22 protein-coding genes are annotated in these 26109 nt (G+C 31.8%); 12 read left to right on the forward strand and 10 right to left on the reverse strand.

What is annotated here, in order from left to right; translation table 11 throughout:
• Window positions 1-7 precede the first annotated feature (7 nt).
• Window positions 8-991, forward strand: a complete 984-nt coding sequence (dnaN, locus tag DTL3_RS08290) for a DNA polymerase III subunit beta (protein WP_084217265.1) — start codon at window positions 8-10, stop codon at window positions 989-991.
• A 119-nt stretch (window positions 992-1110) separates the two neighbouring features.
• On the opposite strand, the gene DTL3_RS08295 is transcribed toward dnaN, so the two are convergent.
• The 5 genes from DTL3_RS08295 to DTL3_RS08315 form a co-directional block, all read right to left on the reverse strand.
• Window positions 1111-1794, reverse strand: a complete 684-nt coding sequence (locus DTL3_RS08295; RefSeq protein WP_231854010.1) for a BsaWI family type II restriction enzyme — start codon at window positions 1792-1794, stop codon at window positions 1111-1113.
• A 20-nt stretch (window positions 1795-1814) separates the two neighbouring features.
• A complete protein-coding gene (locus DTL3_RS08300) occupies window positions 1815-3173 on the reverse strand; it encodes a DNA methyltransferase (RefSeq protein WP_045088304.1) in 1359 nt (452 codons plus the stop codon).
• Window positions 3174-3309: 136 nt separating this feature from the next.
• Window positions 3310-3555 (reverse strand): HU family DNA-binding protein, encoded by a 246-nt coding sequence (locus tag DTL3_RS08305; protein ID WP_045088305.1) that lies wholly within the window; start codon window positions 3553-3555, stop codon window positions 3310-3312.
• Window positions 3556-3564: 9 nt separating this feature from the next.
• Window positions 3565-4974 carry a 3'-5' exonuclease gene (locus DTL3_RS08310; RefSeq protein WP_045088306.1) on the reverse strand — a complete coding sequence of 470 codons (1410 nt, stop codon included), beginning with the start codon at window positions 4972-4974 and terminating at the stop codon, window positions 3565-3567.
• Between the two features lie 9 nt (window positions 4975-4983).
• On the reverse strand, window positions 4984-5238 hold the full coding sequence (locus tag DTL3_RS08315) for a UvrD-helicase domain-containing protein (protein WP_045088307.1): 255 nt from the start codon (window positions 5236-5238) through the stop codon (window positions 4984-4986).
• Window positions 5239-5413: 175 nt separating this feature from the next.
• On the opposite strand from DTL3_RS08315, the gene DTL3_RS08320 reads away from it, so the two are divergent.
• Window positions 5414-5980: an AAA family ATPase gene (locus DTL3_RS08320; protein ID WP_045088308.1), complete on the forward strand. Its 567-nt coding sequence runs from the start codon at window positions 5414-5416 to the stop codon at window positions 5978-5980.
• On the opposite strand, the gene DTL3_RS09665 is transcribed toward DTL3_RS08320, so the two are convergent.
• Complete coding sequence (locus DTL3_RS09665; RefSeq protein WP_171820609.1) at window positions 5973-6134, reverse strand: hypothetical protein; 162 nt, start codon at window positions 6132-6134, stop codon at window positions 5973-5975. The two genes, DTL3_RS08320 and DTL3_RS09665, sit on opposite strands and share 8 nt — an antisense overlap.
• Before the next feature lie 106 nt (window positions 6135-6240).
• Here DTL3_RS09665 and DTL3_RS09670 point away from each other — a divergent pair, with 106 nt between their 5' ends.
• From DTL3_RS09670 to DTL3_RS08330, 3 genes are all read left to right on the forward strand, one after another.
• Window positions 6241-6393 carry a hypothetical protein gene (locus DTL3_RS09670; RefSeq protein ID WP_171820610.1) on the forward strand — a complete coding sequence of 51 codons (153 nt, stop codon included), beginning with the start codon at window positions 6241-6243 and terminating at the stop codon, window positions 6391-6393.
• A gap of 73 nt (window positions 6394-6466) precedes the next feature.
• A complete protein-coding gene (locus DTL3_RS08325) occupies window positions 6467-8146 on the forward strand; it encodes a hydantoinase/oxoprolinase family protein (RefSeq protein WP_045088309.1) in 1680 nt (559 codons plus the stop codon).
• On the forward strand, window positions 8133-9440 hold the full coding sequence (locus tag DTL3_RS08330) for a histone deacetylase family protein (RefSeq protein ID WP_045088310.1): 1308 nt from the start codon (window positions 8133-8135) through the stop codon (window positions 9438-9440). The genes DTL3_RS08325 and DTL3_RS08330 overlap by 14 nt, the downstream gene beginning before the upstream one ends.
• Window positions 9441-9489: 49 nt before the next feature.
• Here DTL3_RS08330 and DTL3_RS08335 read toward each other — a convergent pair whose 3' ends face one another.
• Entirely contained in the window at window positions 9490-10863 is a 1374-nt protein-coding gene (locus DTL3_RS08335) for an MATE family efflux transporter (protein WP_045088311.1), read from the reverse strand.
• A gap of 574 nt (window positions 10864-11437) precedes the next feature.
• Window positions 11438-14320, reverse strand: a complete 2883-nt coding sequence (locus DTL3_RS08340; RefSeq protein ID WP_052670450.1) for a PolC-type DNA polymerase III — start codon at window positions 14318-14320, stop codon at window positions 11438-11440.
• Between the two features lie 343 nt (window positions 14321-14663).
• Here DTL3_RS08340 and DTL3_RS08345 point away from each other — a divergent pair, with 343 nt between their 5' ends.
• From DTL3_RS08345 to DTL3_RS08355, 3 genes are read left to right on the forward strand one after another with little or no spacing between them, the layout of a single operon-like run.
• On the forward strand, window positions 14664-15725 hold the full coding sequence (locus DTL3_RS08345; protein WP_045088312.1) for a metallophosphoesterase family protein: 1062 nt from the start codon (window positions 14664-14666) through the stop codon (window positions 15723-15725).
• Window positions 15725-18055, forward strand: coding sequence for an ATP-binding protein (locus tag DTL3_RS08350; protein WP_045088313.1), 2331 nt, complete (start codon window positions 15725-15727; stop codon window positions 18053-18055). Before DTL3_RS08345 ends, DTL3_RS08350 begins: the two co-directional genes overlap by 1 nt.
• A gap of 43 nt (window positions 18056-18098) precedes the next feature.
• Window positions 18099-19484 (forward strand): tryptophanase, encoded by a 1386-nt coding sequence (locus DTL3_RS08355; protein WP_045088314.1) that lies wholly within the window; start codon window positions 18099-18101, stop codon window positions 19482-19484.
• A gap of 58 nt (window positions 19485-19542) precedes the next feature.
• Here DTL3_RS08355 and DTL3_RS08360 read toward each other — a convergent pair whose 3' ends face one another.
• Entirely contained in the window at window positions 19543-20001 is a 459-nt protein-coding gene (locus tag DTL3_RS08360; RefSeq protein ID WP_045088315.1) for a hypothetical protein, read from the reverse strand.
• A gap of 72 nt (window positions 20002-20073) precedes the next feature.
• Window positions 20074-20667 carry a hypothetical protein gene (locus DTL3_RS08365; RefSeq protein WP_045088316.1) on the reverse strand — a complete coding sequence of 198 codons (594 nt, stop codon included), beginning with the start codon at window positions 20665-20667 and terminating at the stop codon, window positions 20074-20076.
• A gap of 784 nt (window positions 20668-21451) precedes the next feature.
• Here DTL3_RS08365 and DTL3_RS08370 point away from each other — a divergent pair.
• The 4 genes from DTL3_RS08370 to DTL3_RS08385 all read left to right on the forward strand — a co-directional run bounded on the left by DTL3_RS08370 (window position 21452) and on the right by DTL3_RS08385 (window position 26108).
• Window positions 21452-22426, forward strand: a complete 975-nt coding sequence (locus DTL3_RS08370) for an NAD-dependent epimerase/dehydratase family protein (protein ID WP_045088317.1) — start codon at window positions 21452-21454, stop codon at window positions 22424-22426.
• Window positions 22427-22759: 333 nt separating this feature from the next.
• Window positions 22760-23176: an OsmC family protein gene (locus DTL3_RS08375; RefSeq protein ID WP_045088318.1), complete on the forward strand. Its 417-nt coding sequence runs from the start codon at window positions 22760-22762 to the stop codon at window positions 23174-23176.
• Window positions 23177-23266: 90 nt separating this feature from the next.
• Window positions 23267-24070, forward strand: coding sequence for an Mrp/NBP35 family ATP-binding protein (locus DTL3_RS08380; protein WP_045088319.1), 804 nt, complete (start codon window positions 23267-23269; stop codon window positions 24068-24070).
• A gap of 40 nt (window positions 24071-24110) precedes the next feature.
• Entirely contained in the window at window positions 24111-26108 is a 1998-nt protein-coding gene (locus DTL3_RS08385; RefSeq protein WP_045088320.1) for an alpha-amylase family glycosyl hydrolase, read from the forward strand.
• Window position 26109: the final 1 nt, after the last annotated feature.

A 26109-nucleotide genomic window follows, 5' to 3' on the forward strand; every position in this document is an offset into this window, starting at 1 on the left:
GTAGCATATATATGCTACTGATTTACAGCAAGCGTTTCATAAAGTTATTACTATAAACGCTTTATTTCCAGAACAGTTTGCGACAGTTATTGATCAGAGGATATTATTAGAAGTAGTTTCGAATATAAACGACGAAACTATTAAACTATCTTACAATAATAACGTGCTAGTTATTTCTGGAGATAGAATGGAGTTTAAGTTGCCTACTATGGAGTTGAAAGAGTTCCCAGTTATAAACTTTAGTATAGTAGGTAACGATTTTTCGTTAGACAAAAACGAATTACTTAAATGTATTGATAAAGTTATGTTTTGTGCTTTAAAAGATGCAGAATATTTAACTATGAGATTTAATGCAGTATATTGGGAATTTGAACCTAACAAACTGTGTTTGGTAGCTTCAGATTCGTTTAGGTTAGCGTTAGCTACAATGAATACAAATACAAATGTATTTACTACGTTTTTATTATCTTTAAAAAGTATGGAAGAACTTAAATCAGTTTTATCGTCGTGTACTACTAAAACAGTTGCAATAACTGAAATTAGTTCACAAATATTGTTTAAGTTCCCTGAAGACGATATTGAAATAGTGTTCAATGTACTAGAACAATCGTTCCCAGAGTACGAACAAATTGTGCCAGACTCGTTTAATACTTTTGTTGTCGCTAATACAGAAGCATTATTATCAGCTATAAAACGTGTATCAATAGCGTCTAACAAAGATAATAGCATATCGTGTACATTTAGTAATAACAATCTGAATATATATGCTAGTTCTCCTGATATAGGTGAAGCTCAAGAAAATATGGGAATTAAATTATCTGGTCAAGATCTCAATGTGTTATACACCCCGAAATATCTTAAAGAAGCTTTAGAAAAAATAGAAACTGTAGAAACAGAGATGAAAATTGTAGGCGATTCTGAACCAGCGGTATTAAAACCACTTAATGACAATACTTATTTTTATGTAATAATGCCACAAAGAAAAGTGTGAACTAAATAATCTATATATCAAAAATAATAAATCCTCCCTACACAAAGTAGAGAGGATTTGCTTTAGCTGCTTACCAACAACATGAATAAAGGAGATAGGGGGGCTACAAATGAGGTGCTTCAATCGTTATCGTAAGCTTCATTTTTTAATAGTTGTTTCAAATCATCTATAAAATGCTCAAAAAGTTTGACTTTGTTGCTTTCTTCTATTTTATCTTTAGTCAGAACATAGCTACCATCCAGATCTACTTCTACAATTGCCCTACCTTTTTTTGCTGGCTTTTTAGATGTTAATACACCATCTTCATCGGGTGTTATGAAAAAAACCTTGATGTGTTTTGTTAATTTGTCTTGTAAGAGTTTAAGTTTCCAGTAACCTGTCTGTGCGATTCTTTCTCGTAAAGTCACTTTGATTGAAATAACAGCTAAAACTTTACAATTTCGAGGATTGTAAATAACGACATCAACATCCGGTAAATGTAACCCAAATTTCCCGTAGTCAATAGCTAAATTTCGTTTTACCTGACTTAACTCTTTAGATAGTTTTGTACTTCTTTCTAGTCTGTTACCATTAACAACTTTAAGACCCATTTTTTCAACTTCATCTGTGATAATATATTGAACTAACCTTTCCAGATTTTTTCCTTTAAACGCTCTCCAACTCTGTTCATGGTCTCCTTTAGGTGTCTTATTGTTTTGCCAGTCTGCCTTGTGAATCTCTTTTGCTTCTTCCAACAGTTCTGAGATATGTTTGTATGCTTCTGTTCCAAACTGTTGTTTCTTTTCTAGATACAACTTTTCCAAATCCTTGAAGTTCACAATTTTCACTCCTTTAAGCCAACGACAATGTATTCTATAGGATAAGCCTCAGAGTTTGCTTCGTGGTTATTGGCAAATCTACCTGTTTTTTCATCACGTCTTTGTGGAAGAATTTTAGATGGGATTTCTCTTTTTATAAGTCTATCGAATTTAAAACCAGAGTATTGTAAACTCTCAGCGAAAACTTCGGCGTTTAGTATATCAACACCCTTTAATTTTGTATTACCAATGACATAGCAGCATCTACCACCTTGTTTTAAAATTCTATAACTCTCGTCGAAAACCTCTTCCATATCAATGAAAAACGCTTCTATTTCTTTTGCTATTTTCTTGCTTTTTTTAGACATTTTACTAACTATATCCTTAGCAATTAAACTTCTTAATCTTTTATTTTCGTATTTTTTGTAAGATGTGCCTATAAATTCCTTTTTGTATTCTGTTAAATCATCTGCTAAATCAAGCCATATAGTTGATAATTGATGTAAGTCTGCATATTCATAACTGGTTACATAGGGGCTCGAAGTTATAACTAAATCCGCGGTTTCATCAGATACAGGTTGATTTCTAGCATCTCCAACCTCAATTTTCAAGTATTGATTTAGGTTCTCTCTTACTTTAGTAGGAACGACTTTATAAAATGCTTCATTCCCTTTCTGCATTTTTCTTAACTGTCTTTGCAAAGCGTCGTAAGGTTTAGCTGCATTTTTCTTGAGATCTCTCGTTGGCTTCGTGCTTCCTTGAAGCCATATAGAACAATTCTTTAGTACATGACTGAAAGCAACAAGGAAGAAGTTTCTGATAGTCTCATCTTCTTCATTATAAATAACTCTTAATATTATGCCCAACTCATTTTTGTTTTCTTCAGTAAACCAATAGTTTATTCTATCAATGTGTTTTTGGGGTATTAACGGTTCAATTTTGTCATCAAACAATATGGCTTGTGATTCTTTTAAAAATTTCAATCTATTCAATAATTGCTCAATTTTTTTATTAAGATATTTTGGATCTATAGGTGTAGATTTAACTTTTGTAATGAGATAAGCAATTTTATTAATATCAGTTCCTGAAACCTTAAATCCTCTCGAAATTGCGGTAACAATGGTAGTTCCACATCCCATAAACGGATCGTTTATATGAGCTTCTTCCTGAGAAATATAATCATCAATTAACTTCTCAACAAGTTGTGGAATAAATTTAGCAGGATATCGATGGTAATTATGTGTCCATTTGCCAGTATCTGATGGTTTGCATTCCGCAAACGACCAATCTTTATCAATTTTTTTTGTTTTAAATAGATTGATAATTTCTTCTGGTGATTTCGTTGTACTTGTCGTTGCGTCGTCGACAACCTTTTCCATCGCCATTTTTTATATTACCTTCCTTCACAATTAATAAGTTGTCCTTCCATAATAAGACAATAAACGAAAGGAACCCTTCAGCTTTTAGCCCAATAGTTGTTTACCCACGTTGATTTAACTTTTCTTTAACATATCCACTAGCTTAGAACTTTAACGTTCGTTTAGCTGGAATATGTATTTCTTCTAAAGTTTGTGGGTTAACACCTTTTTGGGGTTTAAACTCAACGGGTTTAAATGTTCCGAAATTTCTTAATGATACGAGATTACTTTTTACATCTTCTTCAATAACTGTTTCAGAGTATACTGCTACTATTTGTTCAATTAACTTTTTTGGTGTCCCTGTTTTTTTTTCGATAAAACTTCTACAAACTCGTTTTTGTTCATCCATTTGACCTCCTCAGTTGTTTTTGATATATTGTTTAATAAAATCGTATGACGACATACGATTATTAGGTACAACAGTAGGGTTATTAATTTTGATCTTGTTATCTACAGTTGTTATTTTTACATTATTTTTATTTTTTATATTACTTGTTTTACTATGTTTTTGTTTAAGAAAATGATACTTTGCTAATTCAACTTCGTTTATTTCTTCTACAACGTTTCTGCGTTTAAAATTTGTTGTATTATCTATAATCTGATATTCTTTACTTCTTAGTTTTTCAAGATCTTCGTTTAATTCTAATTTATGTTTACTTCTAGTAGCAGCTACGTATAACAAGTTTATTTCTTCTAATGTTTGTCCTGCTATATAATCTCCTTCAGTTTCAGATATAACTTTATTTAAATATCCTATTTCAGCAAAATCGTTATGCAACTTCACTTGATCGTATTCCATTCCTTTAGCTTTATGAACTGTCGATAAGATAATCTCTGCATTTTCTTTTGGTATATCAGGAAGTTTATGTATTTCGTGTAAATATTTAGGTATATCGTCTTTATATTTATCTACTATATTAACTGCAGCTGATAACTCTCTATCACCCGAAGTGTTCAAAAACGTTTCAAGTTCATACCAGTCTCTAAACATTTTTAATTGCGGATTTTTAACTAGTTGTGGTTCATCATTGTATAATGCATATACATCTCGAATAAGCGAAAAATTATAACTATTTTTACCTCCTTCAAACGCTATTTTAGTACCTTTACTCATAAACTGAATTAATATATCAAATATACCTGCATTACTTCTGCAAAGGTAAGCATACGGATATTTTGTTATTTTATCTATATTTTGCTGTTTATTCAACCCAAAAATTTGTGGAGTTCTATATCCTATAGACAACACTTTTTTAGCCAATTCGGCTGTTTCTGGTCCAAACCTAAACGAATTAGTTAACGCATAGTTTTTAAACCCATCAAACTGGTTTAATGCATCAATAGACAATCTAAACCCGTATATTTGTTGATAACTATCACCAACTAACATAAGTTTAGCGTCTTGATTCTGAATGACATCTATAATAGCGCCATTAAGATCTTGTGCTTCATCTACAAATATATAATCATAATCTAATTTTGGTTTACTTAGTTGAAATAGTTTCATATACAAATCGTGTGATACACCGACATGGTTATTAACATTTTTTTGTAGTTTAAATAATCTATTTAAATCTGCTGGCATATCTTTCCCAAAATGCGACCAACTTTTAAATAGTGTCGATAGAGGCATATCGTCAATTCGCATATACTCTGAATGTAAATAGAAATTAAATACATTTAATAGTGTAGTAGCGTATATTATATTGAGTTCGTTACGTCTAAGTCCAAGATCTGTTATTACGTCATTAACCCTATACGTATCCACTAATTTGTTTCAATACTTATATCCAACATACCTATATGCTAACGCATGAAACGTTTTAGGTAGAAAGTTTTTACGCTTAGCAGCTATAGGTTGAATTCCGCGTTCAATACTTTTATTAAACGCTAAATATAATATAGTTTTGTTTTCGTCTATACTTTCTACTTTTTTAAGTATGGTAGTGGTTTTCCCAGAACCTGCGACCGCTTTTACCATCATTCTATCTTCATCAGAGTCTATAATAGTTTTTTGCTCGTCTGTAAGCATAAAAACTCCTCTTTCCTTGTTTCTATTGTACCATACTTTTTACAAAATTCAAAGGATAAAATTCAGTTTAGCATTGAAAAATTGTGCTTTTATATTTATATCGTTAGTAAATAGTAAAAAATGCTACAATTTGTAATGAGAGAGTGCAAACTTTTGGTAAAGGAGAAACAAAACGATGAGAACAGAATTATTCGAAAGTATACATATCAAAAATTTTAGAAGTATTGATGATTGTCAATTAAACGAATTAGGTAAGATTAACTTTTTGTTAGGAGAAAACAGTGTAGGTAAGACAAGTATATTAGAAGCAATTATTATGCATGCAAATAAGTTTAATATAGCAAGCATATTACGCACTTTATCTGTTTCAAGATATGTTCAACGAAAAGAGTGTAATCAAAATATTAGTGAGTTGTTTAATTCTAAAAGGAAAGAAAATATCGAAGTGGTAGCTGTTTTAGGGGAAGACAAAATTATTACAACGTTTGAACCAGATCTGTTAGAGAAATCAAAAGATAAATTGGAAGTTAATAACGAAGTGAATCAGGAAGAAGAACCTATTAAACAAAATAAGTTTATTGTACCCGATGTTCTTGATTGTCTTTCTGAATTTTCAAGTGATAATTATTATTTGGTAATAAAAAGTATGCAACGGACATTTTCTGAAATTAAGAATATTTCAGTTAAAAAACAAATAATGGGACATCTGAAATCGTTGATTCTGTTAATCACTCTCAGTTAGATATACGACTTCTCGGGCAAGGTGCTGTACAGGTTTTCAATGTTTTGATAAACCTTACAGTGTATACTAACAGTGTTTTACGTTTCCATTCCTCATAGGTAGGATAAGAACAAGGGTCTCCATTTGGATTTGCATCTTTTACTGAAGTTTCCATTCCTCATAGGTAGGATAAGAACCCGTAGGGTCATTATTAATACTATAACATAAAAATAAGGTGATGTCAAGCTTTTCTATTAAATTCAGGTAAAAATGAATTCAAAATGTTAATTAATCATTCTTGTGATGAAAAGAACAAGTCTGTCGATCCCCTAGGTTTTTTAGCTTATTGGGGGTCGACAGATTTTTTTGGTATAATTGATATAGTTAGAAAAATGTTTTCTGCATATTTCTTTATTTTAAACTTAGAAATTTGACCTGCTGGCGACTTCGTTTGTTATTCCAAATTCTGCTTTTAACTACAAAACGATAAAGGAGGTTTTTAATTAATTGATTGTTGGTTTAGATATGGGAGGAACTAATATTGACGCAGTTTTGATTGATAACGGTAAGATTATAAATAGCGTAAAAAATCCAACTGATAGAAATGATTTATTTCAATCAATATGGACAACATTAACTGAACTTCTTCAAGATTTTGACACTTCAAAAATTCAACGAATTAACTTAAGTACTACTGTCTGTACTAACGCTATTGTTGAAAACACAACCTCTCCGGTTGGATTGATAATTCAATCAGGACCAGGTTTGCCGCATGATTTTTTGGCTTTTGGAGATGAAAATGTTTTTATAAGTGGATACATTGACCATAGAGGAACAGAGGTAGAACCTTGGAAAAAAGAAGAAATTGATAATGCTGTTAGAATATTTAGGAAAAAAAACTTAGATTGTTGTGCTGTTGTGACTAAATTTTCGCCTCGTAATCCAAAACATGAAACAGATATTCAAGATATATTAGAAAAAGAAGGTTTTTCAACAGTTACAATGGGACATACAGTTTCTGGAAAACTAAATTTCCCTCGAAGAGTTGCAACCTCATTCTTAAATTCTGCAGTATTTAAGACTTTTGAAGAATTTTCTTCTAACATTAAAAAATCTTTAGAACAGGAAAACATAAAAGCTCCAGTATATATACTAAAAGCAGATGGAGGAACAATGAACATCAAGTCAGCAAAAGAAAAGCCAGTTGAAACAATACTGTCAGGTCCTGCAGCTAGTTGTACGGGAATCAACGCATTATTAGAAACAAATCAAGATGCGATATTGTTAGATGTAGGAGGAACTACAACAGATATATTTTTTCTAGCTGATGGAATTCCACTTTTTGAGCCACTAGGAATAAAAATTGAGAATTACAATACTTTAGTAAGGTCTATATACAGTGTTTCTATTGGTCTTGGTGGAGATAGTAGTATATCTGTAAATGATGGTAAGCTAAAAATAGGTCCAAGACGAGAGGGCCCGGCATATAGTTATGGTGGTCCTAAGCCTACACCAACCGATGCTATGATTGTTCTTGGAATTATCCAAGGAGACAAACAAAAGGCAATAGAAGCGATGGAAACTCTCGGCAAAAAACTTAATTTATCTTCAATTGATGCTGCAAAACTAGTTCTAGAAACAATGGCAGAAATGATTAAAGTCAAAGTAGATGAATTATTAACAGAGATAAACTCAAAACCTGTTTATACTATTAAAGAATTACTTTATGGGAAAAAAATCGAGCCAAAGGTTATAAACATTATTGGAGCGCCTGCAAAGGCTTTAGCTCCAACATTAGAAAAAAAGTTTAATTTGCCATGTTATTATCCAAAAAACTATGCAGTAGCAAATGCAATAGGGGCAGCTCTTGCAAAACCAACTACCGAGATAAACATGCTTGTAGATACCGCAAAAGGGATAATGACTGTACCAGAACTAGAAATTTATCAAAATGTTGATAGAAAGTTCTCATTAGAGTTGGCAAGAAAAAAGGCCATAGAACTACTCAAAGAATCAGCAAGATCCTTAGGGGCAAAAGAAGATGAAATAGAAGCAGAGATAGTTGAAGAGAGTTGCTTTAATATGGTTCGTGGGTTTTATACAAGCGGTCAGAATATTCGTATTAAAGCACAAATAAAGCCCGGACTGATTTACAATTTAAGAGGTGATAATATTGATCAAGGCTAAAAACAAACTAGGACTTGTCTTTTTTCCTGCATTTGACTGGGCAATAAGTCCGACTCATCCAGAAAGAGAAGAAAGGTTATTGTATACTCAAGATCAAATATTTGAAGAAGGAATTCAAGACATAGAAGGTATAACCTTTTATAACCCTATAGTTGCAGAAGAAAAAGATGTTCAAAGAGTACATTTTTGTGTTCCAAACGTTAAATCAAGAGTTACTCAATCACATTTAATATCTGCAGGAGGGGCAATAGTTTCTTTAAAAAAAGTTTTAGAAAAAGAGGTTGATAAATCTTTTGCACTTGTTCGTCCTCCAGGACATCACGCCCAGAGAGTCGTTTATGGAGATAGAGGATTTTGTATAATAAACATCGAGGCAGTAATGCTTGAAAGAATCAGACAAGAATTTGGCAACTTAAGAGTAGCTATTGTCGATACGGACTGTCACCATGGAGACGGAACTCAAGACATTTATTGGAACGATAAAGACACACTTTTTATTTCATTTCACCAGGACGGTAGAACTTTGTTCCCGGGTACTGGATTTGTTGATGAGTTTGGTGGTCCTGGAGCTTATGGGTATAATATAAACATTCCTTTGCCTCCAGGAACAGGTGAAGAAGGCTTTTTATACGTTCTTGAAAATGTTGTTATGCCAATTTTAGAGGAGTATAAGCCTGATATAATAGTTAATTCTGCTGGACAAGATAATCACTATACTGATCCCATAACAAACATGAATTTTACAGCACAAGGATACGCAAAACTCAATGATAGGTTAAATCCAGATATTGCTGTGCTTGAAGGCGGTTATTCTATAGAAGGTGCGCTTCCGTACATCAACCTAGGAATTATTTTAGCGATGGCTGGAATTGATTATTCCAACGTTAGAGAACCAGATTATGATGCACACGAATTAAAACAGCCAGAAAAGATTACAAACTATATCAAGGGTCTTTCTGAACTAGTTTATCAGAGATGGAAAAATAAAGAAGATCTTTGGTTAAACGACTTCAAAGGTATGGAAAAGGTTGAAAGAACCAGAAGAATATATTATGACACAGATGGCATACTAGAGCAGCAAACACAGACATTCAAAATATGTAAGAAATGTTCTGGAGTTAATACGATTAGATCTAGAAGTGATACAGGTTACAATGTTTTTGCAATTACCATACCAAGGGATGCTTGTTCAGATTGTATCGACGAAGGCTATAAAATGTATAAAAATGCTTCAAACGAGTTCACAAATGTTTATTTACAAGATAGAGTGAATGATGAATATTTAGCAAAATAAAAAGATAAAACGGGAGAAAACCGAATCTCCCGTTTTTTATTTATATTTTTTAACATTCTTCATAAGCCTCATTTAAGGAGCTTTTAGGGAAACTCTTTAAAACTATAGCAAGCCAAATAAATAAAATAACACCTTTTAAAATACTGCTAATACAAATGCTCCACCAAACTCCGTTTAATCCCAAAACAGTAGAAGATAATATTAACGCTCCAGGAATACGCAAGGCATTAAGTATTATTCCAACAAGTGATGGTGGAAGTGTTTTGCCTAAACCATTGAAAGCTCCTTGAGTAGCTATTTCCACAACCATAAAGAATTGTGAAAGGCTCAGAATTTTTAGATAGTTAATACCAATTTCAATAGCTTCTCTATCAGTAGGTATAAATATTTTTATTATTGGCTCTGGAACAAAGAAGAACAAGAAAGTGGCTATGAGTCCAATGATTCCTACGATCATTAATCCTTTCTTGTATCCCTCTCTTATTCTGTCCCATTTTCCGGCTCCATAATTTTGACCTACAAAAGTAGAAATAGCAGTTGAAAAACCACCAGCTGTCATCCAAGAAATGGATTCAATTTGAGATCCAACATTTTGTACAGCTATAGCTTGATATCCCCATTGGGCAATTATTCTGGCTAGAAACATCGATATAGTGGCAAATATTACGTTCTGTATAGACACAGGAACGCCTAATTTTACTATACTTTTTAAGTATTCTTTTTTTGGTAGCTTAAATATATTTAACCCACTAAAAAGAGAAGTTAGTTTTCTACATTCAAAAATAAACAAAAATGTAACAGTAGCTTGTGCAATAACAGTTGCCCATGCCGCACCTTTAATACCCATGTATGGGAAAGGTCCTATTCCCAAAATCATCAAGGGATCAAGAACCATATTAACTATCAAACCTACTACGTTTACTTTAAACGGTGTAACACTATCTCCTACACCGTTGAAAACACCAGATAAAACTGGGTTTATGAAATAAAAAATTAATCCTATAGAAATGATAACCAAATAATCAAGAGCCATTTGAACAACTTCTTGGTCATCTATTCTAAAAAAGCCTATCATACTATTTCTGAATATTATTAAAATAGCAGTATACACTAAGGCAATAATAATATCCAATTGAATCGAATGACGAACGTATTCTCTTGCAGCGTGGATATCATCCTTTCCTAGCGACTGAGCAACTCCAACCTCTACTGCTATCTTAGACAAAATAAAAAGAGCCGAACCAATCCAAGTAAAAAATCCAACTGTGCCCGAAGCAGCGACTGCGTTACTTCCTATTCTTCCTAACCAAATCATGTCCATCATTGTATAAGTCATTTGTACAAACGAAGTAGCCATTATTGGTAAGGCTAATTTTACCAATGCTTTTGTTATAGGACCGTTGGTTAGATAATTGTTCTTCATAGACATCCCTCCCTTCTTCGACTAGTTTTTTGACAGAAAATAATAAAAAATATAATAAGGCTTGCTATACCTAAATATTAATAATAAGAAATTTTTAGGATTGCTTACTGCTGAGCGGCAAAATTGGTAAGAAAAAAATAGAGGTTTAATTATTACCCCTTCGACCCTTTATATGGTAAATTAAATCTAAAAAGGTAGAGAAGCGAAATTTTACGCATCTCTACTAAAACTCTAAAAATATAAACAAAGAAAACAATTTCCCAACAGTATTATTTTAATAGATAAATATTGATTTTTATTTACCACTTTAAAAAAATTATGTAATTTTATTTATCTAATGTGTCTTAAAAATTCAGACAGGTGTATTAAATTTTAAGACAGAACTGTATGAAAAATTCATACAGAATCGTATCAATTTTTGACACGAACCTGTATGAAAAAATAGGACATTATATAATACTATATAATAATACTAAATATATTATTTCAAAAAATATACTTTTAAATAAAAATTCACAAAAACTTAAATTAATTTGCGGATATTACTTATGAGAGAGAAAAAATATGTTGATTTTTATATAATTTTTTGTTGTTGTCTTTGCCTAATTATTTTATTTGCCTTTTTATTTCCTATGTTTTTCATTTTAGTTAGCGGGATTCTAAGGTAGTCACCCTCTATTTTGAACACATGAGCTTCACTTTTATCTTTATCTGGTCCTAGAAAATCGTACCCTCTTTTTCTCATTTCATACACAGTTTTAAGCGTTGAATAGACGTTAGATTGTTCATAGTTATGCTGGAATTCATTTTTTGAAAGTATTTTTATTAATTTAAGAGTTAACTCTTCGCTCATTACAATACCTATATCGAAACATTTTGCTCTAACGGTAAAATAAACACTGTAAAACTCTAGAGGATAATATAGCTTATAATACGCTATTTTATAAGCCATGATCATGTAGGCAACGGCGTGAGCCTTTGGAAAGAGATAATGTATCTTTCTGAGAGAATCAAGATACCATTCTGGCGCATTAGAATCTTTAATCGCACTGATCTCTTCATCAGTTAAATCTTTGCCTTTTCTCACTTTTTCCATTATTCGAAACGATAATTTTGAATCGACCCCATAATATTCGAGCATGATTAAGATATCATCTCGACAACTGACGATTTGATTAATATCAGCCGTATTTTTTAAAACAATTTCACGAGCATTGTTAAACCATATGTTGGTTCCATGGGCTAATGAGTTTGTCCTGCATAGATCGTAAAAGGTCTTTGGCCTAGTTTCAATAAGCATCTTGTGAGAAAATGGTGTCCAAACTTCAGGCACACCCAAAGTTCCGATTTCAGTTTCTATCTCAGAAAGATCTACTCCCAACTCCTTTGTCGAAGAAAAAAGTGAAAGTACCCGCTCATCATCCATAGGTATATCGTTATAATCAAATCCGGTTAAATCTTTCAACATTTTCAAAAAAGTTGGCCCATCATGGGATAAAACATCGATCTTTAGTAAATCATTTTCTAATGCCTTAAAGTCATAATGTGTTGTAATAATACCTATTTCTGGAGAGTTGGCAGAGTATTGGTAAGGAGTAAAATCGTGAACATCGTATTCTCTTGGAATGATGATCATCGCAGATGGATGTTGACCTGTATTTAGCTTAGTTCCTTTTATCTTTTCTGATATATAGACAGAATGAGCATAGTTCACATTTCTAACTTCTTTGTTTTTGTAGTACTTATTAACCATTTTCATTGCATTGTATCTTGAAATCGTACTTATAGTCCCTGCTTTGTAACAGTAATCCCTTCCAAATCTTTTTTCTAGATATCGTTGTATATCGTTAAAAATATCTGCAGAAAAGTTCACATCTATATCAGGTATCTTTTCGCCTGAGTATCCCATAAACACTTCAAATCTTATGTTATGGCCATCAGAGGATAGAATCTTACCACATCTTGGGCAAGACTTTTTTTCTAGGTCAAAGCCACATAAATTTAGGTTTTCACTGAATTCAACGTATCCACAATGTTTACAAAAATAATGGGGAGCAAGAGGATTAACTTCTGTTATGCCTAAAAGAAACGCTATCAAAGAAGACCCAACTGATCCACGAGAACCTATTGGGTATCCAAATCTTAGAGATTCTTTAACCATCTCAGTTGATATTAGAAATATTACTGCATATCCATTGTTGATTATATTATTTAGTTCTTTTTCCATTCTTTCAATAATTTGGGGGTGAAGCTCTTTTCCGTATATCTTTCTTGCATTTTCGTAAGCATATTTTCGTAAATTTTCATCAGCAGACTCGAATTTAGGTACCTTTAACTTAAGATCAAATGGAACTACTTCTTCTATACTTTCTGCAATTTTGCTAGTGTTTTTTACTGTTATTTCTTTTGCAATTCCTATCTTTTTGAATATCTTATACGCTTCGTCGTACATCTCTTGGGTGTTTCTGAAATAGTTGACGTTATTTGTTTGCTTTCTTGGTTTACTTTTGGTTGAAGTTCCGAGTATCATAACGTTTAGATAATCTTGTTCTCCTTTTCTTAGATAACGAACATCGCCAGACATGACAACGATCTTATTCAATTTTTTTGAGAGATTGTAAATAGTTTTGGAGTAATCAACTAATTTTGAAGTTTCTATATTTGAATCTATATAACAGTCTAAGGGAAAGAGTTCTATGTAGTCATAGAAAGAGATTAACTCAGATAATCTATCTTCTGACGAACCTTTTAGATAATAATACAGTAAAAAACTATCCAGTGAAGAACCTAATAACAAACCATCTCTGTGTTTTATGAGGTCAGTTAAGGTTATGACTGCTTTTTTGTTTACAACGTTCATGTGGGATATAGTTATTATTTTATATAGATTTTTTAGGCCTTTTTGATTTTTTACGAGTACGTTCACATTTTTCATGATACCTTTTGACTCATCAAAAACGTTTAATTCGCAACCAAATATTGGTTTTATATTTTTTTGTTTAGCATATTGATAAAAGGCCGGGATTATATGCACATTTTCGTTATCAGTAATAGCTACAGCACGATGACCATAAATTAAGGCAGTATCTACAAGTTCTTTCATATCCAAAATTGAGCTTTTTGAACTCATCTTTGAGTGAGCATGCAGTTCAACCCTTTTATTTACCGCTAAATCACAGGTTTCAATCGGAACAGCTTTTTTTACTTGAAATACGTTGATATAATAAGAGGCCATAACTGAATCATATTCTAAAATACCTTCGAAGCGAAACCATTCTCCTTTTTTTATTTTATCCTGAGTTTGGCATAAGAAAGAACATTCATAATCTGATATATACACATAAAACGAATCTTTATTTTCTTCAACACGAAAAACCTTTCCTTTAACGCTAATTTCCTTATTTACAAAGTTAATTTCATTTCCTACCAACTTTGAAAGTTTTTCAAAAAAGTACATAAAATTCCCCCTTATTATACGTATGTATAACATTATACAAAAAATTCCTAAAAAAGTCTAGCAGTTTTTTAAAATTTTACACAAGAATATTTTTAAAGACTTATGTTTTTTCAAATCTTCTTTGAATCTACTCAAGAAATATAGTAAAATATAATCGAATAGATAAATTATGATCGTTCTTTGAAATTTTGTAGAGGCAACTTATATGGATGTCTAAATTGATAATATTCGTAATTGCCCTATAAAAATCATATTAATAACAGGTTGCTGGGCGGTAGCCCTCCTTTTTTCTCTTTAAGTGCCTTTGGCTATTATCTTAGTTATTAAGGGGTGAGTTATCGGAATGAAAATTCTTCACACTGCTGATGTTCATCTATGTGATTATGAAGATGAACGATGGAAAAGTTTGGAACACATAATAGATATAGGAAAAAGCGAAAATATAGACCTTTTTGTAATAAGTGGAGATCTTTTTGACGAAGATGTAAAATCAGAGGTATTGAGGTCAAAGATTCGCGGGCTTTTTTCAAACAACGAATTCATAACAGTTATTATCCCAGGTAATCATGATAGCAAATCATTTTCAGAAGATTTGTATTTTGGTGAAGACGTGGTAATATTAACTGATTTAAACAAGCCATATGAGTATAATGACGTATGCGTTTGGGGGTTTCCTTTTGAGCCTATATCAGGAGAAGAGTTCTTTAGAAAAATAAAATCGATTTCTTCTAAATTAGATACTGCCAAAACAAATATCTTACTATTTCATGGGGAATTGGTTGACACGTTTTACTCACCAAGCGATTTTGGAGATGAAGGTGAAGTAAGATACATGCCTGCTAAACTATCTTACTTTAAAAACCTGGGCTTTGACTATATACTTTCAGGTCATTTTCACTCAAAATTTGATTTATATGAATTTGAAGATAATAAATACTTTGTTTATCCAGGTTCACCGGTTTCTATAACCAAAAAAGAAACGGGCCAGAGAAAGGTAAACCTTTTTGAGATAGGCAACGCTCCTTCTGAATACTTACTTGATACTCCTCACTTTATTGAATTACAAATAAAGATAAATCCATTTGAAAAAATGAATCCTATAGAACATATAAAAAAAGAACTACAGAAAGTTCATCCTCAAGCTAAGGTAATACTGAAAGTTACTGGATATATAAATAGCAAACTAATTGGAATTACTGAAAAAGAGTTAGCTAATCAACTCAAAGATGCTTTAAACGATAAGGTTATCGAAAGGCATTTTGAGGTAAGAGACATAAGTCGTGTCCTTGAAGATGAGCTTTTTAAATCTTTCTTAAAAAAACTTCAAGAAAAAAACTACTCACAAGAAAAGAAAAACGAACTTATAGATCTTACTATTAAAGCAATGATGGAGGTTGTAAAATAATGAAACTTAAAGAGTTTTCAATAATTCGATATGGTCCGTTAGAAAACTTGAATAAGATTAAACTTAATGATTTTAACCTAATTTGGGGAAAAAACGAATGTGGGAAAACCCTCACAATTGATGGGCTTGTTAAATTGTTATTCAATAAAACCGGAAAAGACTTTGAAAACTTAGAAAGAGTACAAGAAGTACCAGAAGGGTATGTTGTTTTAGTAGATGAAAAGGGTAATGAATACAAGATACCTGAAAAAGGAGATTTGCCTAAAATATCGGGATTATCAGCCACAGAATGTAACAACATCTTTATTGTTAGAAACAGTAATTTATCAGTTGCACACGACTTGAGTAAAGAAAGTATGTTCTATGAAAGTATAACTGACAAGTTAACTGGTTTAGAAACCGAAAGAATTGCTAAAATTAGTGAAAAAATTAAGGAGATAGCAAGATTAACTGATAAGTCTCTTGAATTTCAAGACGTTAAGGACGAAAAATTAAAAACAAGGATTAATGAAGCAAACAAACTAATAGAAGAGATTGATCAGCTTATACAGGAAGTAAAAGAAAAGGGATTAGACGAGCTTGAAGAAAAAAAAGTAGAATTAAAAGAACAACTGGAAACAATCGAAGAAGAGATAAAAAAGTTAGAAGCATTAAGAAAACGTGAAAAATATGAAAAAGGCGATGAAGCTCTAACTATTCTTAAAAAATTAATGGATGAAATTAAAGAATTAGATGTTTACAACGAAAATGATGCAAAACTTTGGAATGATTTAGAAAAAGAGCTTGATATGTATAGCTCTCAAAAACAAAAGAAAGAGAAAGAACTTGAAGTGAAAGTCAAAGAGCTTGAAAAAGCAGATGAAAAATATAAAGAGCTATCTGAAGAGTTTAAAAGCTATGAAGAAAAAAAGAAAAAGATTGATGAAGAGATAAAGCCTGAGATGAGCCGATTTAATTCTTCTAGGGATGTTAATAAATTAGAAAAGAAAAACAAAGTTTTTACTGTATCTATGATTATTTCTATCGTTATTTTGGCTATTTCGGTAGTGGGGATTGTTTTTAACAAATCTCTTCTGTTTTATGTATTAACTGCTGTTTCATCTATAGCAGTAGCAGCTTTTGGGGGATTAAAATATAAAGTTATAAAAGATCAAGACCAAGTAATTAACAAATTTGAAGAGTTTAAAGCTAAATTGCAAACCCTTGGACTAATGGCAGACACGCTTGGAGAAATATATGAAAACATTAAAAATTATGAAGTTTGGTATGAAACAAAATTAAAAGAATTTAACCGAGCATTTTTAGATAAAGAAAAGATAAAATTACAGATCAATGATCTTAAAAATAAAGAAATTGCGGAAATTGAACAACATATAAAAAATATACAAGAAAAAATCGAAAAACTAAAAGAAAAATCAAAAGAGACTTCCTTAGAATCTTACAATGAAAAACTGAAATTAAAAAATGAGATTAAAAATACTATTGGAAAGCAAGAAACTATTTTAAAAAGTCATTTTGGTTATGTGGGTAAAAGTTTGGAAGAAGCTATCCCTTACTGGGAAAATGAGATAAAAAAACTTGAAATATACAAAGATAACTTTCCTGAAGATAAATTTAGTGAAGATCTATTAACTAACTTAAAATATAATGAGAATAAGTATAAAAATGAGTATGAAGAAGTTCACAATAATACGAAACTAATCCAAAAAATGTTTGAAGATATAGAGGGAAGGGTAAATAAAATCTTACTTCCAGATGAACACCTTTTTTGTGAAACTTCTACAGATTTAGAGGCAATTAAAAAATTGCTTTCTGATTTCGTCAACACACATGAAAACAACAGAAATAATGCTTTAGTGGTTTTATCAATATTTGAAGAACTGGAGAGGGAAGAAAAAGGAAAGATTTCTAGCCTTTTCGGACAAAACAGTCTAGTAACAAAGTATTTCAAAGAAATAACAGATGGACTTTATGATGAAGTCACATTTGACAGTAATGAAAATAAGATTAAGGTAAGAAGAAAGGATAAAGTAGTGCTAGATGCCTATCAACTTTCAGGAGGGGCATATGATCAATTATACTTCTCAATTCGTTTAGCTTTAGGAAGAACTTTATTGAAAGATAGATTTGGATTTTTCATTATGGACGACCCGTTTGTAAAATCAGATTTTGAAAGGTTAAACAGACAAATGAACTTATTAAAAAAGATAGCGAATTCTGGCTGGCAAATAATCTATTTTAGCTCAAAAGATGAGATAAAAGATCTTCTCAAAGAAGAAATTGCTAACAAAACAATAAACTACGTTGAGCTTTCTCCTCTTTTTTCCTAGGGTGTAGTAACTTTCTTCAAAATATTTAAAGGGGGAACTAAATATGGGAAAAGTCTCTAAACCCGAACCATTCAAGATTAAAATGGTTGAACCTATCAAATTAATTTCAAGACAAGAACGAGAAGAAGCTCTAAAAAGGGCAGGCTACAACGTATTTGCCCTACGAGCCGATGAAGTTTATATCGATCTATTAACCGATAGCGGAACAGGCGCAATGAGTGACAATCAATGGGCGGGTATAATGTTGGGAGATGAGTCTTACGCAGGTAGTAAGAACTATTATAATTTGATAGACACTTGTAAAGAAATCTTTAATTATGAATATTTTATCCCAACTCATCAAGGTAGAGGCGCTGAAAAGGTTTTATTTCCTTTGTTGATATCTAAACCTGGTCAATATGTACTGAGCAATATGCATTTTGATACAACAAAAGCACATGTTGAATTAGCTAACGCAAGAGCAGTAGATTTGGTAATACAAGAAGCCTTTGATACCTCTTCTTTTCATCCCTTTAAAGGAAACATTGATATTGAAAAGCTGGAAAAGTTCATTAGAGAAAAAGGTAGCGAAAATATAGCCTTTATTGTAATAACTGTTACTTGCAACAGTGCAGGCGGGCAGCCTGTTTCGATGCAGAATATTAGAGAAACAAGTCAGTTAGCAAAAAAATATGGAATTCATGTGTTTTTAGATGCTGCACGTTATGCAGAAAACGCTTATTTTATAAAATATCGAGAAAAAGGTTATGCAGATAAATCAATCAAAGATATAGTTCAAGAGATGTTTAGTTATGCTGATGGATTTACAATGAGTGCAAAAAAAGACGCCATAGTAAACATGGGAGGATTAATAGGAATAAAAGATGATGAAGAACTGTATAATCAAGCTAGGGCTAATTTAGTACCTTTAGAAGGGTTTCCAACATATGGAGGGTTATCTGGAAGAGATATCGAAGCTATGGCAAGAGGCTTAAAAGAAGGTATAGAATTAGATTATCTTGAGTATAGGATAGGACAGGTTGAATATCTTGGCAACAAATTAAGAGCCGCTGATATTCCTATACAATATCCTGTTGGAGGACACGCTGTTTTCGTTGATGCTAAGAAAATGCTCCCACATATTCCATATTACCAGTTTCCTGCTCAGGCACTTGCTAATGCACTTTATTTAGAATCGGGAGTTAGAGCAGTAGAAATAGGATCTTTAATGTTGGGAAGAGATCCTGATACTGGCGAGCAATTAGAATCTCCCCTTGAACTATTAAGGCTAACTATTCCTCGCAGAGTTTATACAAATAACCATATGGACTACGTTGCAGAATCTTTAATTGAGGTAAACAAGATAGCCCATACACTAAAAGGACTAGAATTTGTTTATGAACCTAAGATTTTAAGGCATTTTACAGCAAAACTAAAACCTATAGAATAATAATTCAAAAAGCGGTAGAGATCCTCTACCGCTTTGTAATTTAATAACTATAATTATTCTATTTTACTGGGATCCAATTTGCCCAATCGTTTAACCATTTTGTAAGGTCAAACATTGTTTGATTTGCATCAACAAGGAACTTCTTCATCTCTTCTGTTAACTTTTCTTTTTTATCTTCTTTTAACCATTCAACAGTTATGATTTTACCGGTTGATCTTTCTCCTGGTTTTGTTGGAGCAGGAATTGTTCTGCCTTCTTTTAACATTTGTTCGAGCTGTTGATATTTCTGAAGCTCCAACTCAGTTACAAGATTAATCTTTACAGAAACATCAGAACCCGACCATAACGTGTCTGCTTTTTTCAAAGTTAATGCGTCTCCAGTAAGTTCAAAACTATCATAAGCTTCTAGTCTATATACTTTAAAAGAACTATCTGAAACTAAAATGAATTTGTCGGCAAATATAAACGACGTAAGTAGCAACAATGAAATAATTATAAGCGATAACTTTTTTTTCATTATATCCTCTCCCTTCCTATTTTTGTAAGACTAAAAGCTGGGATTTCTCCCAGCCAATTTGTCTATGCTTTTTTATTTAATTATTTCGGAAAAATCAATTTCTACTTTGTATCCAGTTCTCGCTTCTATTATTTTTTCAATTTCATCTTCTCTACCTATTAATGGATTATCCACTTCTAATGAAGCTGCAGGTGCTGGGAAAGTATATCTTACTGCGAACCAAATACCTTCATCATTTGAAACATCTTCTAAAAAATTTCCAAACATTAGGTCATCTTCGTCCTTAGAAACATCATAAAAAGTGCCGTCCAACTCATAATCAAATTCACCTAAACCAAATGGTTGTGCCATATTTAAAATTGTTAACATAACATCAATATTTTCCAACTCAAAAGTAGTTTCTTCTATTGTTTCATCTGGATCACCATCTTCATTTAATGCTATAGCATCATAACCATTTTTATCATCATTTACAGATATTTTAACATAAAAAAAACTGTCGAATTCCTGATATACCTCATCACCATCTGGATCCGTATAAGTAGAAATGAGCCAAATACCTTCTGGTTCCTTAGATACTCCACCTAATGGGCCTCCGTCACCTGCGCAACCAAACAACAATAAAACAGCTAATCCCAAAACGATAAAAAAGCTTGCCTTTTTCATAATTTTCCCTCCTTGCCTAAGTATTTTTTGCTTACTTTAAAAACTCCAAAATTGTTACTTATAATCTTCATTTATTTATACTTTTTGGTACTTGTTCTGAAGAAAGGGAAGGGCTTCGCCCTGGTACCCTTTTAAATTCAAAAAGCTTTTTTACAAAATTTTCATTTATTTATACTTTTTGGTACTTGTTCTGAAGAAAGGGGAGGGCTTCGCCCTGTTACCCTTTTAAATTCAAAAAGCCTTTTTACAAAATTTTCATTTATTTATACTTTTTGGTACTTGTACTAAAGGAAGGGCTTCTCCCTGGTACCCTTTTCAATTCAAAAAGCTTTTTTACAAAATTTTCATTTCTTTATACTTTTTGGTACTTGTACTAAAGGAAGGGCTTCTCCCTGGTACCCTTTTAGATGTTCTAAAAATAAGTTATTTATTATTTAGTTTAAATAGTAAAAAAGAATCTAAAAGCTAACTTATTGCATTAATAATTATATCATATTGTTAATGAAAAATAAATGAAAAGATCAATGAGTTGATGAACATAGTATATTTTTAACAAAAGATTTAAAACTAAATGAATATATTAGTGATTATAGATAAAAATTTAATGAATATCAATGTTATAATATTAACAATATAATAAATTAAAAAGGTAATTTTTCAGAAATTTGATGTATTCCCCTATTATTTTAACAGGAACCATTAAACTGAAAATTAGGTTTGAGACGCCCATGTAGGTCGTCTCTACATTTGAAAAATTTATCAATAATAAAGGAGGAATTTTTCTATGATTCTTATAACTGGTGGGACGGGACATTTAGGTAATGTACTTGTCAAACAATTTATAAATTTAGGAGAAAAACCTGTTGTTTACACTCACCCTTCTGACACATGTAAAAGCTTAAACAATGTGGATGTCGAAATTGTTAAAGCTGATATTAGAGACAAAAATGTTTTAGAAAAATATATAAAAGAATCTGAAGCTGTTTTTCATTTGGCTGCAGTTATTTCAATCTTGCCCTGGAAGAGTAAAGCAATAGAAGACGTTAATGTAGGTGGAACAAAAAATGTTGCCGATTTGTGCATGAAGTATAATAAAAAGTTGATTTATGTGAGTTCTGTTCATGCGTTTTCTGAAAAAGAAGAGGGTGATGTTATTGATGAAAAAACCCCTATTTTGCCCGAATTAACTACAGGTGCATACGGAAAATCAAAGGCTAAAGCAGCATTGTTGATAATGAATTACGCAAAAGCTGGTTTGAACGTTATCACAATATGTCCCACAGGAATTATAGGTCCTTTTGATTATAAACCATCGGAAATGGGAAATATGTTTCTCTCTTATCTCAAAGGCGAGTTGAATACTATAATAGAAGGTGCCTTCGATTTTGTAGATGTTAGAGATGTGTCTGATGGGATAATTAAGGCATATGAAAAAGGCAATAAAGGAGAATTTTATATTTTAGGAAATGAAAATATAGAGGTATTTGAACTAATAAACATGGTTAATACAATAAAAAATAAAGATTTTAAGCCTAAGATTTTAGGAAAAAATACTGCGTATTTTGTGTCGATTTTGCTTCTTTTAAAAAATCTTATTTCTAAAGAAAAACTTCTATTAACCCCTTATTCTGTTCATACATTGCAAACAAACACGTTATTTTCACATGAAAAGGCTGCAAGAGAGTTAGGATATAATCCTAGGCCTTTAGAAGAAACTGTAAAAGATACTGTAACCTGGTTGGAAAATAATTTAATGTAGGTTATTAGTCAATTTTTTTCTTCATGGTATAATTATATGAGTAAATAAGAAAAATTGTAATTGGTTTTACAATATTTCGAATCATTGAGACGCCCGTATAGGTCGTCTCTACAGTTGGTAATAATTGAAATTGTAAAATGCATCTGAGACGCCCGTATAGGTCGTCTCTACAGTTGATAATAATTGAAAATGTAAAATGTATCTGAGACGCCCGTATAGGTCGTCTCTACAGTTGGTAATAATTGAAATTGTAAAATGCATCTGAGACGCCCGTATAGGTCGTCTCTACGATTGATAATAATTGAAAAATGTTGAGGAAGGGTGATATTTACTATGACAGAATTTTTAGTTAAAAATTTGCATGGAAGCCATTTTTATATGAAAACTCCTTCTGGACATGATGTCCATATAGATGCTGGTGTAGATAATAATGGTTATGATTCTGCTCCTAGACCTATGGAATACTTAATTGCTGGTTTGGCAGGATGTACAGGGATGGATGTTGTAAGTATCCTTAAAAAGATGAGGGTTGACTTTGAAGAATTTAATCTGAGAGTTTTAACTGAAAGAAATGAAGATCATCCTAAAAAGTACAATAAAATCCATGTTATTTACGAATTTAAAGGTGATAATTTGCCAATAGATAAATTAGAAAGAGCGGCCAAGTTATCCCAAGAAAAATATTGTGGAGCTATTGCTTCTTTTAGAGGTTCAGTAGATATTACATATGAAGTTAAAATAGTTGATTAGCATAATGATTAAAATTGAAAATGCATTTGAGACGCCCGTGTAGGTCGTCTCTACAAATTTCATTCACACCATCATTTAAGGAGGTTCATAATGTCAAACATTCAAGAAGTAAAGGAAAAAGTAAACAAAAAACTAGAAGATATTGAAAACGTTATCCTTGTAATGAGTGGTAAAGGCGGGGTTGGTAAAACAACTGTTGCGGTCAATTTGGCTGTTTCTTTGGCACTTTTAGGAAAAAAAGTTGGATTATTAGATGTTGATTTACACGGTCCTGATGTGGTAAGAATGCTTGGAGGAGAAGAATATCCTTTAACTCAAGTTGGAGACGAAATAGTTCCGCCAGAAGTTCATGGAATCAGGGTAATTTCTATATCTCAATTTTTGAATGAAGGAAATGTTGCAGTTATTTGGAGAGGTCCTTTAAAAACCGGTGCAATACTTCAGTTTATAGGTGATGTTGCTTGGGGAAATTTGGATTATTTGGTTGTAGATGCACCTCCAGGCACAGGAGATGAACCATTAACCGTAATTCAAAATATTTCTAAGCTTCGTGGGGCATTATTAGTTACTTCTCCATCTGTTGTTTCTCAAGATGATGTTGAAAGAGCTATTGATTTTGTTAAGAAAATGAACGTTGATATTTTAGGTATTGTTGAGAACATGTCTTACTTTATTTGTCCTAATTGTAAAAGCAAGCATTTTATTTTTGGTGAGGGAGGAGGAAAAAGTCTTTCTGAAAGATTTAATTTAGATCTTCTCGCTCAAATTCCTTTAGACTCATCAATTAGAGAAAATATGGATAAAGGCAGACCGGTTGCTTATTTTGGTTTACCAGAAATATCTGATGCATATATGAACCTAGCGCAAAAACTAATTGAAAAGATAGAGCAATAGTTTAAGATTATTTATAATTATAATAAGGAGTGAATTTTCGATGAATAAGTATTCTTTCATCTTTTTATTGTTCATATTGCTTTCTTTAGGCTCTGTATTTGCGATTAATTCCTCTTTTTTACTTTCAAAGGATGCTTCTTCTGTGTATTTGGTTGCAAGTTTTAATAATTTTGAACCAGTTGAAATGGAGAGGGGTTTTGGAGAGTTATGGCGTTATTCTATTGATTTAGAACCTGGCGAATATCTATACAAGTATATTATTGATGGCGAAGAAATCCTTGATTTTCAAAACTCTAACATCACAGTCTTTAATGGAGAAGTTTTCAATGTTAGGGTTGTTAAAGAACCTTACAGTTTTCCAAAAACAGGTGACGGTAGGGTAAAAGAAATATATTTTAGAAATGAGAGAAGATACATTAATCCAGTTAAACCTGGTGAAATATATTTAGCTATTGAATTTGAAAAAAATGATATTGAAGATGTTAACTTACAATCAAACGCCAAATTGGTAAGTAAAGAGGTTATAGAATCAGGAAATAACGTCATTTATAGGTTTCATGTCTTTACTGAGGCTCCCGTGTTGAAGTACAGGTTTGCCATCGATGATTCGCAAGAGATTATTTATGGTTATAATGGCACAGAGAATTTCTTTGAGTTTGATTTTTCAAAACCAATAATTCCTTATTTTGATACGCCTGAATGGGCTAAAGGAAGGGTGTATTATCAAATCTTTCCTGATAGATTTAGAAATGGAGATCCACATAATGATCCAAAAGGAACTTACAATTGGTATGGTCCACATAATCAAAGTTCATTGGGGTCTAGTTTTTATGGCGGTGATCTTCAAGGGGTAATAGATTCTGTTGACTATTTAGAGTATTTAGGTGTCGAGGCTATTTATTTTAATCCTATTTTTGAGGCTCTTAGTACACATAAATACGATACTAAGAATTATTTAAAGATAGATCCGTCTTTTGGAGATGAAGAGATTTTCTTGGATATGCTAGACATTCTTCATGAATATGATATGAAGGTAATTTTAGACGGCGTTTTTAATCATACAGGAACAGAATTTTTTGCGATGCAAGAAAATTTTGCTAAGCAAGAAGAATCAAGATATTTAGATTGGTATTATATAAAATCATTTCCTATAAGAAAGTCAACTTCAAGTTATGAGGGCTGGCATGGATATGCAGATCTTCCACAGCTAAATAACAATAATCCTAAGGTTAAGGCATATATAAACCATGTTATTGGTAAATGGATGAGTCTTGGAATTGATGGTTGGAGACTGGATGCGGTTGATCAACTACCTGTTAGTTATTGGGCATCTCTTTATGAGAACTTCAAAAATATAGATGAAAATACATTCATCGTAGGTGAATTCTGGCGTGACGCAACTTCTTATTTTGAAGATCCAGCCTTTGATTCTGTAATGAATTATATCTTTAGAGATGCAGTTATTTCATATGCAAGAGGAGGAAGTGCTAATAATTTTGTTAAAACAACTAACGCTTATTTAGATAAATATCCTCCACAAGTCTTGCATAGTCTATGGAATTTACTAGGTTCTCATGATACTGAAAGAATCTTAACTGCGTTGGATGAAAATGTGGATAAAATGAAATTAGCAGCTGTTCTTCATATTACTTTTATTGGTTCTCCTCTTATCTATTATGGAGACGAAATAGGAATGACCGGAACTACAGATCCGTTTTGTAGAGTACCCTTTTACTGGGACGAAGATATGTGGAATATGAATATTTTTGATTTATATCAAGCGTTAATTCAATTAAGAAAAGATAGTTTGGCAATTAGGCAAGGTGATTATAATGTTTTATATTCAAAAGGAAATGTTCTTATATATGAAAGAAGCTATAAGTCAGAAAAGGTTATTGTTGCATTGAATTCAAAAAATGCCTCAGTTAATGTAAATTATAAATTAGATGGGGAATATGTAGATTATTTTTCAAAAGAAAAGGTTAATGTGATTGAATCGATTCCTGCAAACGGTTTTTATATTTTATTTAGTGAGTAGT

The organism is Defluviitoga tunisiensis (assembly GCF_000953715.1).
Taxonomy (GTDB): domain Bacteria; phylum Thermotogota; class Thermotogae; order Petrotogales; family Petrotogaceae; genus Defluviitoga; species Defluviitoga tunisiensis.